General features: G+C 67.8%; 10 protein-coding genes. 1 reads left to right on the top strand and 9 read right to left on the bottom strand.

All coding sequences use genetic code 11. The annotated features are described in order from the left end of the window. Positions 1–77 precede the first annotated feature (77 nt). The 8 genes from Poly30_RS06090 to Poly30_RS06055 all read right to left on the bottom strand — a co-directional run bounded on the left by Poly30_RS06090 (position 78) and on the right by Poly30_RS06055 (position 13,157). Complete coding sequence (locus Poly30_RS06090) at positions 78–836, bottom strand: sulfite exporter TauE/SafE family protein (protein WP_145195316.1); 759 nt, start codon at positions 834–836, stop codon at positions 78–80. Between the two features lie 3 nt (positions 837–839). Then, positions 840–1,382, bottom strand: coding sequence for a rhodanese-like domain-containing protein (locus Poly30_RS06085; protein ID WP_145195313.1), 543 nt, complete (start codon positions 1,380–1,382; stop codon positions 840–842). Between the two features lie 71 nt (positions 1,383–1,453). After that, positions 1,454–2,884, bottom strand: a complete 1,431-nt coding sequence (locus tag Poly30_RS06080; RefSeq protein WP_145195311.1) for an MBL fold metallo-hydrolase — start codon at positions 2,882–2,884, stop codon at positions 1,454–1,456. Positions 2,885–2,913: 29 nt separating this feature from the next. Then, on the bottom strand, positions 2,914–3,570 hold the full coding sequence (locus tag Poly30_RS06075) for a peroxiredoxin (protein ID WP_145195309.1): 657 nt from the start codon (positions 3,568–3,570) through the stop codon (positions 2,914–2,916). A 250-nt stretch (positions 3,571–3,820) separates the two neighbouring features. Next, entirely contained in the window at positions 3,821–5,272 is a 1,452-nt protein-coding gene (locus Poly30_RS06070; RefSeq protein ID WP_145195307.1) for a sigma-54 interaction domain-containing protein, read from the bottom strand. A 59-nt stretch (positions 5,273–5,331) separates the two neighbouring features. After that, positions 5,332–8,295 (bottom strand): carboxypeptidase-like regulatory domain-containing protein, encoded by a 2,964-nt coding sequence (locus Poly30_RS06065; RefSeq protein ID WP_145195305.1) that lies wholly within the window; start codon positions 8,293–8,295, stop codon positions 5,332–5,334. Positions 8,296–8,456: 161 nt separating this feature from the next. Beyond that, entirely contained in the window at positions 8,457–9,809 is a 1,353-nt protein-coding gene (locus Poly30_RS06060) for a Gfo/Idh/MocA family protein (protein ID WP_145195303.1), read from the bottom strand. A gap of 51 nt (positions 9,810–9,860) precedes the next feature. Beyond that, entirely contained in the window at positions 9,861–13,157 is a 3,297-nt protein-coding gene (locus Poly30_RS06055) for a VPS10 domain-containing protein (RefSeq protein WP_145195301.1), read from the bottom strand. Between the two features lie 90 nt (positions 13,158–13,247). On the opposite strand from Poly30_RS06055, the gene Poly30_RS06050 reads away from it, so the two are divergent. Continuing rightward, entirely contained in the window at positions 13,248–13,715 is a 468-nt protein-coding gene (locus Poly30_RS06050) for a DUF3592 domain-containing protein (RefSeq protein WP_145195299.1), read from the top strand. A 175-nt stretch (positions 13,716–13,890) separates the two neighbouring features. On the opposite strand, the gene Poly30_RS06045 is transcribed toward Poly30_RS06050, so the two are convergent. Beyond that, positions 13,891–16,512 (bottom strand): FG-GAP repeat domain-containing protein, encoded by a 2,622-nt coding sequence (locus tag Poly30_RS06045; protein ID WP_145195297.1) that lies wholly within the window; start codon positions 16,510–16,512, stop codon positions 13,891–13,893. Positions 16,513–16,641 lie beyond the last annotated feature (129 nt).

The raw sequence follows: 16,641 nt of genomic DNA, 5'->3' as shown, positions 1-16,641 counted from the left end.
ACGAACTGCGAGACCACCTGTGACCCGAAAGGGCGCGGGTGGTCTCGCACTTTAGCGCGCAGTCGAGGGCTGGCCCGTCAAGAGCGCCACAGGATGTAGGCGCTCACCACCAGCAGGAAGACGGCGAACACCCGCCGCAGCGACTGCTGGGGCAGCTTGCTCGCCAGCGCTCGTCCCACAAAGCTACCCGCCACGCCCAGCACCGAGAATTGACCGATGACCGTCCAGTCGAGCTTCAGATCGAGATCGCGCAGGACGCCCTGGTAGCGGTAGAAGCCGGTGAAGGCATTCAGCGCGATGATCATCAGGCTGGTACCGACGGCGCGGTGCATCGGGAGCCCGACGAGGAGCACCAGCGCGGGCACGATCATGAACCCGCCGCCGACGCCGACGAAGCCGGTGATGGTTCCCACGAGGATCCCTTCGAGGACCATCCCCAGCGGAGTATGGGGTTTCGCAGGTGGCCCGCCCGCGGGATCGGGCGGCTTGATCGGCCGTAGCATCAGGAACGCCGCGGCGATCATGAGACCCGCGAACACCGCCAGCTGGACACTGCCCGAAACGAACCTCGACAGCGACGCGCCGAGGAACGCGCCCGCCATTCCGGGTATCCCGAAGAGGACGACGCTCCGGTAGTCGATGAGCCCGCGGCGCGCGTACGGGATCGACGCGACCATCGCAATGGACCCGACGATGCCGAGTGAACCGGCGATCGCGACCTTCTCTTCTTGCCCCACCAGGTAGGTGAGCAGCGGCACCGTGATGATCGACCCGCCGGAGCCGAGCAACCCGAGACAGAGTCCCACGGCGAGGGCACCGGCGAGGGCGAACCACATGGCTCAGCTCCCCGCGCTGGCGTTCTTCGACGCGTTCCAGGGCATGCGCGCCAGCATCGGCCCCATGGGGCAGGTGCCGGAGAGAGCGGAGAGCAGCTGCGCCGCACCGACGGCGCCCGCGAACCAGAAGAAGGCTGGATTCACCAGGAACCCGAGCGCGACACCCGTGACGACCATCCCCGCTGAAGCGGCCGAGACCTGACGCTCCAAAGGCATCGGCCCTTTCTGACCGAGCAGCGGATACCCGGCCGCCTTCCAGGCGACCACGCCGCCTTCGAGCACGTGGGGATCCTTCAGACCCTGGCCCTGCATCACCCGGTGGGCTTCGAACGCGCGACGGCCGGTACGGCAGACGATCGCGATCGGCTTGCCTGCGGCCTGCTCGCGAATCGTCGCCAGCGCCCCCTGCAGTTCAGGAAGAGGTACGAGAACGGATCCATCGATGTACGCGCTGGAGAACTCTCCGGGCGTGCGGACATCGAGGAGGAACCACTCACCGGGCGAAGAGCCGTGGAGCGCGGTCGGTTGGACGGTGGGTGCAGACAAGGTCAGGACGGAAAGAGGTCTTTGGGCGAAGTAGAATAGGGAATCGCGGCGTCGGACGCTGCCTCGCGGAATTACAGCGTCGCCGAAAGGCTACAGGCACTCCCGCCGGCACCCGCCGTCGGCAGCTGACTGGCGCCCCAGGCGTCCATGCCACCGATCACGTCGGCGAGTTCCGTGAATCCGCAGCCCAGCAAGAGGCTCACCGCGATGGACGAGCGGTAGCCCCCCGCGCACACGACCGCGAGTTCACGGTCCCGTGGAATCTCCTTCACCCGCGCCGCCAGATGCGGAAGCGGAATGTGGAGGCTGCCCTCGATGCGGCCCGCCTCACGCTCCCCATCCGTCCGGACGTCCAGCACGAGCGGAGGTGCTTTCTCGGCAAGCCGCTCGCCGAGCCCCGGCGCCGTCAGACGCTCGATCGACCTCTCCAGCTCGGGCCGCGAACGCAGCGCGCCCATGCCTCCGTCGAGGTAGCCGGCCACCTGATCGAGACCGATACGTCCGAGCCGCATCGCGGCCTCGCGCTCCGTCCCGGGTTCCGCCACGATCACGATCTTCTCCTTGGGGTGAATCAGCGTGCCGGCCCAGGTCGCGAACTTCCCGTTGAGCCCGATGTTGATGCTGCCCGCGAGATGCGCGCCCGCGAAGTCCGCGGGATCGCGCACGTCGAGCAGGAGAGCCCCGCTCCCATGCTCCTCCAGCACCTCGTCGAGGGTCAGGGCGCGCAGGACCCGGTCCAGGTTCCTGTCCAGCGTGACGCGATCGCTCTTGTTCATGACCGCGTCGTGGCTGAAGTACGCCGGCGCCTCTGGCTGCTCCTCGGTCACGACGGCCTTGAACTCCTCGCGGCTCATCGGCTGGAGCGCATAGTTCGTCCGCCGCTGTTCACCGATCGTGGAGAACGTCTCCTTGCCCAGATTTTTCCCACACATCGACCCTGCGCCGTGCGCTGGATAGACGAGCGTCTCGTCCGGCAACGCCATCAACTTCAGGCGGAGCGAGTCGTAGAGTGCGCTCGCCAGCTCATCGGCGGTCACGCCGATCGACGCCATGAGATCCGGTCGACCGACGTCTCCCACGAAGAGCGTGTCGCCCGTGAACACGGCTTCCGGCGTCTCAGCGCTCTTCGTGAGATCGAAGGCCACGATCGAAATGCCCTCTGGCGTATGCCCCGGGGTCTCGAGCACGCGCAGACGCACATCCCCGTACTCCAGGGCATCACCGTCCTTGAGCGGCGTGTAGTCGTACTCCGCCTCGGCGCTCGCGCCGAGGTAGATGCGCGCGCCCACGCGGTCCCGAAGCTCGAGGTGCCCCGCCACGAAGTCCGCGTGGAAGTGCGTGAGCAGAACGTACTTGATGGTCGCGCCGAGCTTCTCCGCCTCGTCGAGGTACTGCTCGATGTCCCTCTGGGGATCGATGACGGCGGCGGTCTTGGTTCGCTCGTCCACGATGATGTATGACGCGTGGGCGAGACAGCTGAGGTAGAACTGCTTGATGATCATGGGAGGGTCTCCTGGAGTGAATGCGCGGCTCAGTCGATCGGAAGCGTCTTCTTCGAGAAGTACCAGTCGGTGGTCTCGTAGCCAGCCGACCCGACGCGGGCCGCCTGCTCAACGGTCTGCGGAGGAGGCACGATGACAGCGTCGCCAGGGTGCCAGTTCTCCGGAGTCGCCACCTTGTGCTCGACCGTCGCGCGCAGTGCCTGCACGAGCCTCACGAACTCGTCGACGGAGCGGCCGTTGCTCATCGGGTAGTACACCATCGCCCGCAACACGCCGTCGGGATCGATCACGAAGGTCGCGCGGACCGCCGAGGTGTCGCTGGCTCCGGGCTGGATCATCCCGTAGGCGTTCGCGACATTCATCGAGAGGTCTTCGATGATCGGGAACGGGATCTGGACACCGAACTTCTCCTCGATGTTGCGCACCCAGGCAATGTGCGAGTACTTGCTGTCGATCGAAAGACCGAGGAGGTCGCACTCGAACTCCTGGAACCGCTCGTGGGCACGAGCGAAGGCGATGAACTCCGTGGTGCAGACCGGAGTGAAATCCGCGGGGTGCGAGAACAGCACGAGCCAGCGGCCCGCGTAGTCCTCCAGCTTGATCCGACCGTGAGTGGTCTCCGCGTCGAAATCGGGCGCGGGTTCGTTGAGTCGCGGAAGGGTCGGGCGGGGGGCTTCGTCGTTCATGGTTGGGCTCCTTGAAAATGGGGTGAGATCCCGATCGTACTCGGGACCCACCGGTTAGCACCTTGCGTGCCACGCTCAGGAACGCCTCACCAGAGTGGCCGCAAAGCCTTTCCAGACAGTCACTTGAAGCTCTTCAGCGGCTCCTCGCCGCCCCCTCACCGCCCCCCCGGCGTTCAGGGCTGTAAACCCCCTTGCTAACCCCTCGGGGATTTACACATGAACAGAATGAACGCCTCTGTCGCGCCGGCCTTCAGCCCCGCGTCCCCCGCTTGAACACGCCCTCGTCGATCCCGTAGCGCCGGATCTTCTTCCACAGGGTCACGCGACTGATCCCGAGGCTCTCCGAGGCCCGCGAACGATTCCAGCCGTGGTCGTCGAGGGCCCGGAGGATCCGCATGCGCTCGGCCTCCTCATCGGGCGTCCGCGGCGCCTGCCCGAGCGACGCGGCGCCGCCCTGCGAGCGTCCACGGACGTCCTCGGGGAGGTCCAGTAGCCCCAGCGTATCGCCGCGCTGGACGACCATCGCGTACTCGATCGCGTTGTGAAGCTCGCGCACGTTGCCCGGCCACGAGTAGCGCACCATCGCTTCCAGCGCATCGTGGGCGATGCCGTCCACCGACTTGCCGCGGGCGCGCGAAACCTCCTCGACGAAGTGCCGCGCGAGGAGAGGGATGTCGCTGGCGCGCTCGCGTAGCGCGGGCATCCGGATGTCGAACACCCGGATTCGGTAGTAGAAGTCGTCGCGGATCGACCCTTCGGCCACGCTTTCGTGCAGGTCACGATTGGTCGCCGTCAGCAGTCGAACGTCGACCGGAATCGGGCGGTCGTCCCCCACCCGCTGGACGACGCGCTCCTGGAGCACCCGCAGAAGCTTCACCTGGATGTGAGGGCTGACCTCGCCGATCTCGTCGAGGAAGAGCGTCCCGCCGTCCGCGGACTGGAACACGCCGGCTCGATCGCGGATCGCGCCAGTGAACGCTCCCTTCGCGTGGCCGAACAGCTCGCTCTCCAGAAGTCCCTCCGGGATCGCCGAGCAGTTGATCGCGACGAAGGGCCGGTCCTTTCTGTCGCTGAGCCCATGGATCGCGCGCGCCGCCAGCTCCTTGCCGGTGCCCGACTCACCGGTGATCAGCGTGGTCACGTCGCTGTCGGCGGCGAGCTGGATCCGGCGGAAAATCTCCTCCATCGCGCGGCTGGTGCCCACGAGCCCCGCCCTTCCCGCGGCCCCCGACCGATCCGCCTCGGGGGCATTCACCCGAAGCACGTCGGTGATATCGGAGAACACGCCGATCGCACCGTAGGTCTCGCCCGCCGAGTCCCGCAGGACCTTGACGTTGCCGAGCAGGTGCCGCTCGCTGGCCCGCTTGGTCAGGATCCGGCACTCCTGATTCTCCATCCCATGGACCTCAGGACTGGCGGCGGCAAGGATCTCCGCGAGCCCGCTGAAGCCCTTGCAGTTCGGCCCCTCGAGCAGCCGGCACGGCTGCCCGAGCACTTCGCCGCGCGCGTACCCTGTGATCGCTTCGGCGCCGTCGCTCCAGCCCACGAAGCGCCCGGCGGTGTCGACGGAGAAGACCCCGAGCCCGAGGTCGGTCCCCAGCGCCGCGAGGATCGCCGGATCGCGATGGAAGTCGAGGTCAAAGGACCCCGACGACTTCCCGGTCAGGGAATCGGACGCTCGTTCAGAAGGCAGGCGGGACATGCCCCGTAAGTTAGCCCACACGGACCGCCGTCGCCCCCACGAAAGTCCCCTTCGAAGGCTCAGTCAGCCTCGCCTTCCGCCACGAACTCCAGGAGAAGACCGGTATCGCCGCCCTCCTGCAGCGTGAACTTCGTCGTGAGCATCCCGCCCGTTGGCCCGCTCCAGACGCGCGCCTCGTAGTCGCCGGGCGCCATGCGCGCGAGTTCGAACGTCAGCTCCTCACGATCGATCTCGGCCCAGTCCCCTTCGAAGCCGGGCGCCGTCACGTTGAGGTACATCTTGCCCTGGGTCTCGACCGTCGACGGGAGAGTCACGCGCCCAGCACATGGGACCGCCGGTCGCATCTCGATTCTCACGAGGCCGTCCTTCACCGTGCCCGCGGAGACCTGAACCGACGCCTGCGCGTAGAGCTTGCTCGTCGCCACGAGCGAGTAGGTCTTCTTGTCCGGGAGCACCGTATCGGCTTCGCCACGCGAGTCCGTCTTCATGTCGTTCCCGCCGCGGCGACCTCGCCACCGACCCTCCCCGGAAAGGCGCAGCTTGACGTCCGGGACGCCGGCGCCGGTCGCCGCATCGACGACCTGGATCCGGATCGGCGTGTAGCTCAGCTCGACGTCGATGCGCGTGACCTCGCCGTCCTTGGGCCGCTGCCAGTTGTTGTAGACCTCCTCCCGCGCGGTCCCGCCGTCCGCCGTGGGAACGTCCGCGACGATGACGATGCGCTGACTGTTGATGATCGAGTAGGGCTCGGTCTCGAACTCCCCGAAGCCGTCGGTGTAGTACACGTCGGGATCGCGCCGGCCGACCTTGACCTCGGCGCCGGAGATGGCGTTCCCGTCGACCGTGACGCGGCCTTCGAACGTCCCGGAGGGACCTTGCCCGTCCACGGATAGATCGAAGGCGAGCACCGCTGGCGCCTCGGGCTCCACCGCCACGCTGGTCTTGTCGACCATCGTCGGCTCCTTCTGATCGAGGAGCAGCTGGAGCGGGTTACCCTCGAAGTAGCGCTCCATCAGGACGACCTCGTAGTCCCCGGGCGCGAGCCCCGTGACCTTGAAGCGGCCCTCCAGGTTCGTGAGCGCCGTGCGCGGGAGCATCATGAACTGGGCCATCGGGTCGCTGTCATCGTTCCAGCGAACCGTCACCATGTAGACGTTGCCAGGCGAACCGCCGCCCCAGGTGACCACTCCCTCGATCGTGCAAGCGGGCGGCATCGCGATCGCCACCTCGGTGACGCCCTCGGGCACCGTCATCTTCGACTTCCCATACTCGGGATGCTCGACCGAGACGATCGTGTCCTTCATCCAGACGGCGTTGGCCAGTGCCTGGTCGCGCCATGCCGGAGCGAGCGGCCCGAGCTCCGTCGAGCCGTCCTTGCCCGTGAACGCCGAGGCGAACGCGGTGAACAGGAAGCCTTCCGGGCCCAGAAGCGTCGCGTGCGCGCTCTTGATCGGCTCGCCCGTGATCTCGTCGGTCACCACGACGCGCAGCATCTGACCCTTGGGCGACTGCATGCGCACGAGCGTCTCCCCGCCCCGGTGCTCGACTTCCTTGCGGACCGTGGCGCGCCCCGGCACCCGCGCTTCGATCGTCCACTTCCCGAGCGACAGGTCCTCGACGACGTACACGCCGGGCGTTTCGGTGGCCTTCGCCTTGGTCTGCATCATCGGCATGCGGCCAGCGAGGGCGATGTTGGTCATCCAGGCCATCTCGTTCCCGGACTCGGCGCTCAGACGAACGAGAATGTCGGCACCGGGCACGGGCTCTTCCTCTTCGTCCAGAAGGGTGCAGATGATCTTCCCCGCGGTGGGAAGGACGAAGTCGATCGTGTCGGTCCCCGGAGTCGCCTCGCCGAGCGTCCACCTCTCGGACCGATGCCGCCGGATGGCGCCGACGAGGCTGCCGTTCTCCGGCACGCCCGGTACGCTGAAGAGGCCGTTCTCGTCCGTCACGCCACCGGGCTGCATGATGGCGACGCCGAAGAGCGGATGCATGGCGCCCGCGCAGACGCTGACGCCGCTGACGGGCTCGCCCGCGAGGTCCTTGACCGTTCCCGTGACGGTCCGGCCGAAGAGCAGCTCGAGTTCCCCGACATCGACCTCGGTCGGCGTCACCTCGATCGGGCCGATGGTCGCGGCGATGTGCCCGGGGAGATCGACGCCGCCGGAAACGCGTCCGAGGGGGACGCCCTCCAGACGGAAAGAACCGTCCGCCAGCGTCGTGGTCGTGGGGATCGGGATGCGGTCGAGGAGCGCGAAGGCAGACCTCGGCGGCTCGATCGCCAGCCCCCCTTCCTCGGCCTCGTCCTTGCTCGTCACGACGATGCCTTCACGAACGTCGAGCACACCGGTTTGCACGACGATCTCCGGGATCACGGTGGCGCGGACGCGCGCGCCCTCCACGGGCTCCCCGTCCTCGTCGATCACCGTGCCGATGAGCGTTCCGTACTCGTCGAGCACGATGTCCCCGAGGTCCGTCAGCGTCCGGTTCTCCACGGACTGCTCCACCAGTCGGATCGTGGCCCGGCCGCCGCCGCGATCGATATTGAGCGCGTGGAACGAGCCGTCGCGCGCGCCCTCGAAGAGGAAGCGTCCTTCGCTGTCCGTGAACGTCTCGCCGATCTCGAGCTCCGGGGTGCCGAGCGCCGCGTGCTCGGAGCCGAAGAGCACCGAGGCATCCGCCTCGATCAGCTCCACCCGCATGGACGGAACCGGCGTTCCGTCCTTCTCGACGAGCCGGCCCGTGAGGCCCGCGAGCATGCCCGCCCAGGGATGCTCCTCCTCGATCGAATCCACCGCGATCGGTGCCACTGCAACCGCCTCTCGCCCCGAATCCGAGGCCGCGGCGCGGACCCCGAGTTCGGCGAGTTCGTCGCCTCGCTGTGGGGAAGGCGCGTCCGGTGGCTGGAGCGACTGCTCGATCGTCCCGATCGGGGCGGCGGTAGGCTCTGTCCGGAGGACGAACCAGCCGACCGCGGCGATCAGGACGACAGCGGCGACGGCGAGAAGAGAGCGAAGTTGCATGCGGAGTAGGTGGAGAGGGCCGGGGGAGCTTCAGTTTACGGTGCTCCAACCACCTATTCGCCGCCAAGAGCCAGCTGGGTCGCGCCCGCAGTATGGGCTTCGTAAGACGCGGCCTACGGCCCCGCCCGCGCGTCGCAAAACGCGCGAGTAGGCCTCCAGCGCTACATCCCGTCGATCTTCCAGCCCTCGCGCACCGACGGCGCGAGGTGCTCGTTCGCCTCCGGCGTCTCCGGGAAGCTCATCGCCTCGGCGTCCCAGCGCAGCGTCTGGTGCGGGAAGCGCAGCGCGATGTTGCCGAGCAGGGCGACCTCGGTCAGGTGCGCGCTGTAGGAGAACGGGGCCGTCGTCTCGCCGCGTCCGAGGCAGGCGTTGACCCACTCGTGCCAGTGATCCTTCGCGGGAGGCGTCGGAATCTCGTGGTCCGCAAACTTGGAGTTCGGAAGCAGGACGGGCGTGCCGTAGGGGTTGGCGACGAGGGCACCCTCGGTGCCGACGAACAGGCAGGAGTTCGCGGGCAGCTCCTCTCGGGTGATGCCGTGCTCGGCCAGAAGGTCGACGGGTGGCTTCTTACCCCCGTCGTGCCACGTGAGCGGGATCGGGCCCGGCATCGTCATCTTGTTCGGCGGGAACGTGTAGTGCACGCGCGACCAGAGCGGGAAGCTCTCGCCGTTCGGTGCCGGCCCATCGGAGCGGATCGTCAGCGGGTTGCCGAGCCCCAGGAACCAGGTCGCCGGATCCATCAGGTGGCATGCCATGTCGCCCTGGGCACCGGTGCCGAAGTCTTCGCGACCGCGCCACTGGAACGGGTGGTACTTGCCCTTCAGGAAAGGGCGCTCCGGGGCGATGCCGAGCCAGAGATCCCAGTCGACGTTCTCTGGGATCTCATCCGAACCCGAGTCGCGCTCGACTCCCTGGGGCCACCAGCCGGCCGGGCGATCGGACCAGACGTGCACCTCGTAGATCTTGCCGATGAGGTCCTGATCGAACAGCGCCTTCGCCGCCGCGTAGTTCGCGTTCGAGTGGTTCTGGATCCCCATCTGGGTGACGATTCCCTTGTCCTTCGCGCGCTTCGCCATGGCGCGCGCTTCCGCGACCGTGCGCGTCAAGGGCTTCTGGCAGTAGACGTGGATGCCCTCGGCCATCGCGGCCATTGCGATGGCCGCGTGCATGTGGTCGGGCGTCGAGACGTTGCACGAATCGATCTGCCCCGCCATCTCCTTGAACATGACGCGGTAGTCCTGGAACTCCTTCGCGCCTGGCGCATGCTGCCTCGCTCCCTCGATCATCTTCGTGTCGATATCGCAGAGCGCGACGACCTCGACGTCGGGATGGGACGCGATGCGCGGGAGATCCGTCGCGCCCATGCCGCCGCAGCCGATGGCGGCGTGGCGGAGTTTGCCCTGCCGGTTGCGGGCGAGACCCGCCGCCCAGGCGGCGGGCGAGGCGGAAGCAGCGGCGGCGGACAGCAGCCCGCCCTTGACGAGGAAGGCACGGCGATCGATCGGTTGGTTCATGGGGACAGAAGATAACGGGAGAAGCGGACCAGCGAAGGGTCCGTAACGGTGTCAGCGCGGCGACCGCCCGGGCGTCCAGGGCGCACGGGCAGCATCCAGCGCCGCATCGAGCCGGGCGAGGTCACTCTCCCCGATGCTACGAATCTCTTGCACGACGACGTCGAGGGCGGAGGTCGCGATCGCCAGAGCCTTGCGGTGGTTCGGCGTCGGGCCGTAGGTCGAGTACTCGGTCCCGAGTTCCGCGATGGAGAGCCGCGCCCGGATCGACATCGGCCCGGCCTCGTTGGCGTTCTCGAGCAGTTCGTCGCCGCTCAGCTGCCGCTGGAGTTCCGCCAGGCGATCCTCGAGGCCCTGCACTTCGGCGCCGAGTTCGGGGGACAGCGCGGGCGTCCGGCCCAGGACCGAGCGGATCGCCGAGACCTTCTCGCGCTGCGAGGCGAGCGTCGCGGCGGTCGCGGACAGAACGCGGCTCGCCTCGGCCAGCTCCGAGCGGAAAGCCGCGAACGCCTCCGGCGTCGCGCCAGGAAGGCTTCCGCCGCCCAGGGGCTCGACCACGAAGGACTGCTGGAGCCCGAGGTCCACGAACTGACCGGCGACGCGCGTCCCGAAGCGCACGGTGTACGTCCCCGGAGCGCAGAGCGCGCCGGTGTCGCCCCCGTCGTCCCACTCGTCGTCCTCGACCTCGCGCTGCCACGCGGACGTGTCGGGTCGGCGCAGGTTCCAGGCGACCCGGTGGAAGCCCTTCGTCGCGGGGCCTTCGATGCGCGTCACGACGTCGCCACTCGCGTCGAGGATCGTGAGCACGACCGCCGGCTTCGGTTCGTCGCGCTCGCGCCGGAACTCGTCGAATCCAGGGGCGGGCGGCGCGGTCCCCTCTCCGTCCCGTGCGCGGTCGTTCGCTTCGTCGCGCAGCTCGGCCGCGGTCCGGTAGCCCTGCGCCAGGTGGTAGGTGAACACGGCTCCGAAGTCCGGGTTCGGCGCGACGTAGAAGGCGTCGCCCTGAAAGGCCTTGCCCAGCGGAGCTCCCGCACCGAGCGGTCGCTTCGGGAGGTACCAGAGCGCGTTGCGCACGGGGAAGAGTTCGGCCTCCTTCGACAGCACATCGGCGCTCAGACCGCGGAGGCTGGTGTAGTCGTCGAGGATGTAGATGCCGCGTCCGAACGTGGCGCAGACGAGGTCGTTCTCGCGCTCCTGAATCTCCAGGTCACGAACGGGGATCGTGGGCATGCCTCCCTGGAGCGGTTGCCACGCGGCGCCGCCGTCCATCGAGCAAAAGACGCCGAACTCGGTGCCGAGGAACAGCAGGTTCGGGTCGACGTGGTCCTGGACGATGCGCCACGCCACGTGGCGGTCCGGGATGCCCGAGGTGATCCTCGTCCAGGTCGCGCCGAGGTCGGCCGTCTTCAGAACGTATGGCGCGTAGTCGCCGTTCTTGTGATCGTCCACCACCACGTACGCGGTGGTTCGATCGAAGCGGTCCGCCTTGACAGCGTTGACGAAGAAGCTCGCGGGGACGCCGGGGAGCGCGTCGATCGCGCGCCAGCTTTCCCCGCCGTTCTCCGTGACGTGCAGTCGGCCGTCGTCGGTGCCGGCCCAGAGGACGCCCGCGTCGACGGCGGACTCGGCGAGCGAGGTGATCGTGCCGAACCGGCTCATCGCGAGCGTGTCCCACGCGGCGTCCGGGCCCCAGACCTCGCCCATGATCGGCTTGCGGAAGCGGTCGATGCCGTGGGAGAGGTCGCCGCTGATGGCGGTCCAGTCGTCGCCGCGCGAGTCGCTGCGCCAGACGCGCTGGCTCGCGAAGTACACGCGCGCGGGATCGTGTCGGCTGACGAGGATCGGCGCGTCCCAGTTGAAGCGTTCCTCGGGCGCGTCCGCCTCGGGCTGTGGCTTGACGTAGACGAGTTCGCCGGTCGCGCGGTCGAAGCGCATGAGGTTGCCCTGCTGCCACTCCGCGTAGGCGATGTTCGGGTTACCCGGCTCGGTCGCCTGGTCGTGGCCGTCGGCGAAGAGCGTCACGCTCCAGTCCGCGTTCGTGATCCCGTGCGCGTTGAGCGTACGGGACGGGCCGCTTTCGGAGCTGTTGTCCTGGGTGCCGCCGTAGACGTTGTAGAACGGCAGCGCATCATCGACGGCGACCTTGTAGAACTGCGTGACCGGCAGGTTCGCGGCGAACTTCCACGTCGCGCCGTGGTCCCAGCTCTGGTAGAGGCCGCCGTCACAGCCGACGAGCAGGTAGTCCGGATCGTTCGGGTCGAAGGCGATCGCGTGATTGTCCGAATGCTTGGCGCCGTGGCCGAGCTGGTGGAAGCTCTGGCCGCCGTCGTCGGAGACGTGGAGCCAGACGTCCATCTGGTACACGCGCTCGGTTGCGTGCGGCGACGCGAAGATCTCCTGGTAGTAGTGCGGCCCGGTACCGCCCGAGAGGTAGTCGCTCTGCTTCGTCCAGCTCGCGCCGCCGTCCGTGGAGCGCCAGAAGCCGCCCTTGCGCTCGCCCTCTTCGATCGTGGCGTAGACGACGCGCGTATCGAAGGGACTGATGGCGAGGCCGATCTTGCCCACGTGCTTCGTCGGTAATCCCCCGGTGAGCTTCGTCCAGGTCTCGCCGCCGTCCGTCGACTTGTGGATGCCGGACTCGGGCCCGCCGTCCATGAGCGCCGCGACCGTGCGCTGACGCTGGTGAAGCGCGGCGTAGAGCACGTTGGGATCGTCGGGGTCCATGATGACCTCCCCGGCTCCGGTGTAGGGACCGGCCGAGAGCGTGCAGTTCCAGGTCAGCCCGCCGTCCTCCGTCTTGTAGACGCCGCGCTCGCCGCCGCCCGTCCAGAGCGGCCCCTGCGCCGCGACCCACACCACTCCTGAGTCTTCCGGGTGCACCACGATGCTGCCCACGTGCTCCGACGCCTCCAGGCCGCGCGGCTCGAAGGTCGCACCGCCGTCCAGGCTTCGGTAGACGCCATCGCCGAAGCCGACGTGGCGTCCGCTGACGTTCTCGCCGGTGCCGACCCAGATCGTCTCGGGCGCACTCGGGTCGATCGTGAGGCAGCCGATGGAGTACGACGGCTGGTCCTCGAAGATCGGCGTCCACGTGGTGCCCGCGTTCACCGTCTTCCAGACGCCGCCGCTTCCGACCGACACGTACCAGGTGCTCTGCTTGCCGGGGTGGACGTCGATGTCCGAGATCCGCCCCGACATGAAGGCTGGCCCGATCGAGCGGAACTCGAGGCCCGCGAGGGCGTCTTCGGCCACACCGGACTCGGGCTTCGCGTCGGATGGCCGGGGAGCGGCCTGCACGGCGCCCGCCACGGGGAGGAGAATCGGAAAGAGGACGCTGGAGATCGGGATCATCGTGCTGCGCGGGAGGATGGCCTAAGAGACCGGCAGCATACTGCCCGCGGCCACGTATCGCCGACGTATGCTGTCCACCCACCTCCACCCATGCTCAAACTCAAATCACCTGCGGACGTCGCCGCCACGGCCTTTGCGCTGGCGCTCGGGCTCCTAGCCTTCGGCCAGCTCAAGGCCGCCGCCGCCTTCACCGCGGACGCCGTCGTCACGAGCGCGACGGTGATCGACCTTCGGACGGACAAGCGAGCGCTGCTGGAAGGCCAGGCCGACACCTTCGCGCGCGTGCAGTTCACGCCCGGAGGCCCGGAATCGATGAAGGTCGAGGCGGAGCTCCCGACGCCGATCCGGACGCTCGGGCTGACCGAGGAGACGGCGGTCGGGCAGACCGTGCCCATCCGCTACGACCCGAAGAACCCCACCAACGCTCGCTACGGCGAGGACCAGGGGAAGACAGGTGCGTTCGTGCTGCTCGCGCTCGCCATCGGCGCGCTCTTCATCCCTACGATCCTCAGGCGGTCCACGCTCGCCCGACTGGCGGGCGGCGGCGGCGGCGGCTGAGGCCTGCCGCCGAAAGGCGGCGCCCCGCGTGACGGGGCCTCCTGCTGAGAGCCTGAGCAAGCATGGCTCAGGCTTGACCCGCATCCGCGTCAGCGGATGCGCCAGAGACATCGAGCAGCCTGCAAAATGGAATTTTGCAGGCTGAGAGCATGGCGACGACCGGCCAGGCGAAAGGCTACCAGCGAAAACGCACCCGCAAGGCGTTCGTGAAGTTGGACGTCGCTGTGGGCTGAGCGTCGCGGTACCAGGCCTGGAAGTATCGAGTTTCACCGGGTTCGACCGTGGAGCTCCCCGTGGGAGAGGGTAGATCCATGAGATCGAGTACCACGGAGGCACGACCTCCGCCATTCGCCTGGAAGATCTCGGCAGGGCCCCGGTTCAGGCGCCCGACCGAGCCGCCGAGGCAGAGCGTGCCCTGGGAACCGCCAGGCATCACGATCGCGCTCGAGCGATCGGCCACAAGGAAGTAGCCGAACGATCCAGCGGGAAGATGAGAGGCGTGAAGGACCGCGTCATTCACCTGGATCGCGGCGCTTCCGCTCGCACGAATCTCGGCGGGGAGTCCGGTGGAGTTGGGAACCGCCGGCCCGCAATACAGCGTGCCGAGGAATCGCTCGTTGAACTGGAGGCAGCGGAGACCATCGAATTCGCGGATCAGATCCAGGTCCGAATCCCCGTCGAGGTCCACGGCCGTGGCCGAGCGTGTCAAGGTGAGCCAATTCGCATGGGCGACCTCACGCACGGGACCGAACGCGCCTCCGCCGAGACTCTCGATCCAGCGTCCACTGGGTTCCCCCCAAACGCCCTTCGGGCCCCAGCAGAAAATGTCATCGTCGCCGTCGAGATCGACGTCGAAAGCGAGGATCTCGTTGCCGAAGGCGGGGATCGAGCGAATGAAGGCGCGCGTCGCGAAGATCCCGGCGCCGAGGTTCTCGCACCAGGTCACGGATTGCCCTCCGGTTCCGCGGTGAAACACGACGTCGAGATCGCCGTCGCCGTCCAGATCCCCGAGGTCGATCTGCGGGCCGCTCTCCGGACCGAGGCTGGCGAGTACGATCGGCGCACCGAGCGTCCCATTCGCCCCGCCGGGGAAGTGGAGAATTCTGGGCGCCACGAGCGGAAGCCCGACGGAGCGAGCCACGAGATCGGGAACTCCGTCCGCGTCGACGTCCTTCCAAACCAGGCTGCTCAGTCCGGGAACCGCCATGGGAGCCTGCGCTTCGAGGCTCCCTGACGTCCCGGCAGCGGTCTCGTTCCGCAGCCAGAGCACCGTCGCGGGATCCGTCGACAGGGGGCCGGAATGAAACAGCACGACGTCGTTGTCCGCGTCCCCGTCCAGGTTCAGCACTTCGAGCCTCGAGGTCGCCGCGGGACCCGACTCATAGAGGACCCGGGGCGCTTCGAGTCCCGCTGAAGTACGTTCGAACCAGAGCACCTGGAACAGCGTCGAGTGCGGAGACGACGCCACGACGACGTCCTGGTCTCCATCGGAGCCGACGTCCACCAGCACGGCGTCCATGGCGCCCTGGAGCCCGGATACGAGCGGAATGGGCCTCCCGAAGACCCCCTCGCCCAGGTTCCCCGAGACCACGACGGAGCCGCCCTCCACCCCGACGAGATCGAGGTCGCCATCGCCGTCGAAGTCGAAGGGACGCCCTGGAACGGACCGCGTGACGGGAAGGAGCGGGCCGAACTGGCCGCCCCCTCGATTCTCGAACCAGGTGATGTCGTCCGCGATATGGATGGGATCACCGTCCCCGTCCCCGTCGAGATCCGCGATCCGCACGGTCGCCGCGCCGGCGGTCGTCCCCACCAGAGAAACGGCTGGCGCGAACTGGCCGCTGCCGATATTCCGGTAGAAAGCGAACGAATCGGCCGTGCCGTCGGCCGCCACGAGATCGGCAGCACCGTCACCGTCCAGGTCCGCCACCTGGACACCGATGACCCGTGACTGCGCGCTCGGGATGAGCACACGATCGAGGAACTGCCCGCCGCCCACGTTCTCGATCAAGTAGAGGCCGCCCAGGGCACCTACGACGAGGTCCAGATCCCCGTCGAGGTCGAAGTCCCCGTCCGCGAGCGATTCCACAAGAGAGATGTCACCGCCGAAGGACTGCGCCGGGCCGAACCCGCCGCCGCCCAGGTTTCTCACCCATTGCACGCGCCGAACCACCGCTTGGCTCCAGTAGAGATCGGCTCGCCCATCGCCGTCGAGATCGCCCAGCCGAAGTGCCTTCGCGATGCCGTCGGGCGCTGCGAGCGGGATCGGTAACGCAAATCCGCCCGCGCCATCATTCCGCAGCCACGACACGCCCGCCGCCAGGTCGATGAAAGCGAGGTCCACATGTCCGTCCCCATCCAGGTCGGCGGAAAGCACGCTGCTGGAATTGCTTGGGAGCGCAAGGGACGAAGGAGGACCGAACTGTCCCCCTCCCAGGCCTTGGTACATGATCAGAGGACTACCGAGTCCCGAGAGGGCTCTGGCCGACACGACAAGATCCAGGACGCCGTCCCCGTCGAAGTCTTCACACGCGGCCGAAGTGGGATTGGACGCACCGCCGGGGAGCCGGCAATCGATGGCTCGAAGGACGCCGAACTGCCCCGAGCCCATGTTCTCTATCCACCCGAGCTGTCCCGCGCCACCTCCGATCGTCAGCAGATCGAGGTCGCCGTCGAGGTCGAGGTCCGTGGGGATCGCGTCTTCACGGAGCGGCTGACGTGTCGTCAGAATCTCCGCCAAGCCGAAGGACTGCGAGGAAGCGGAAAGGCACAGCGCACCGAGGAAGCAAGCGAGCATCGCGAAACGGGGGTTGGAGGTGGGACTCGAAAGAGAGACCCCGCGATGCGAGCATGGTCACCGAACGCTTCGAAATTCTTGGCCACGAAGCGATCGCTCGAGCCCTTCGCCTCCGGATCGGAAGCGAAG

The sequence above is a fragment of the Saltatorellus ferox genome, from assembly GCA_007751475.1.
Classification (GTDB): domain Bacteria; phylum Planctomycetota; class UBA1135; order UBA1135.
This window is presented reverse-complemented; position numbering and strand designations above follow the sequence as displayed.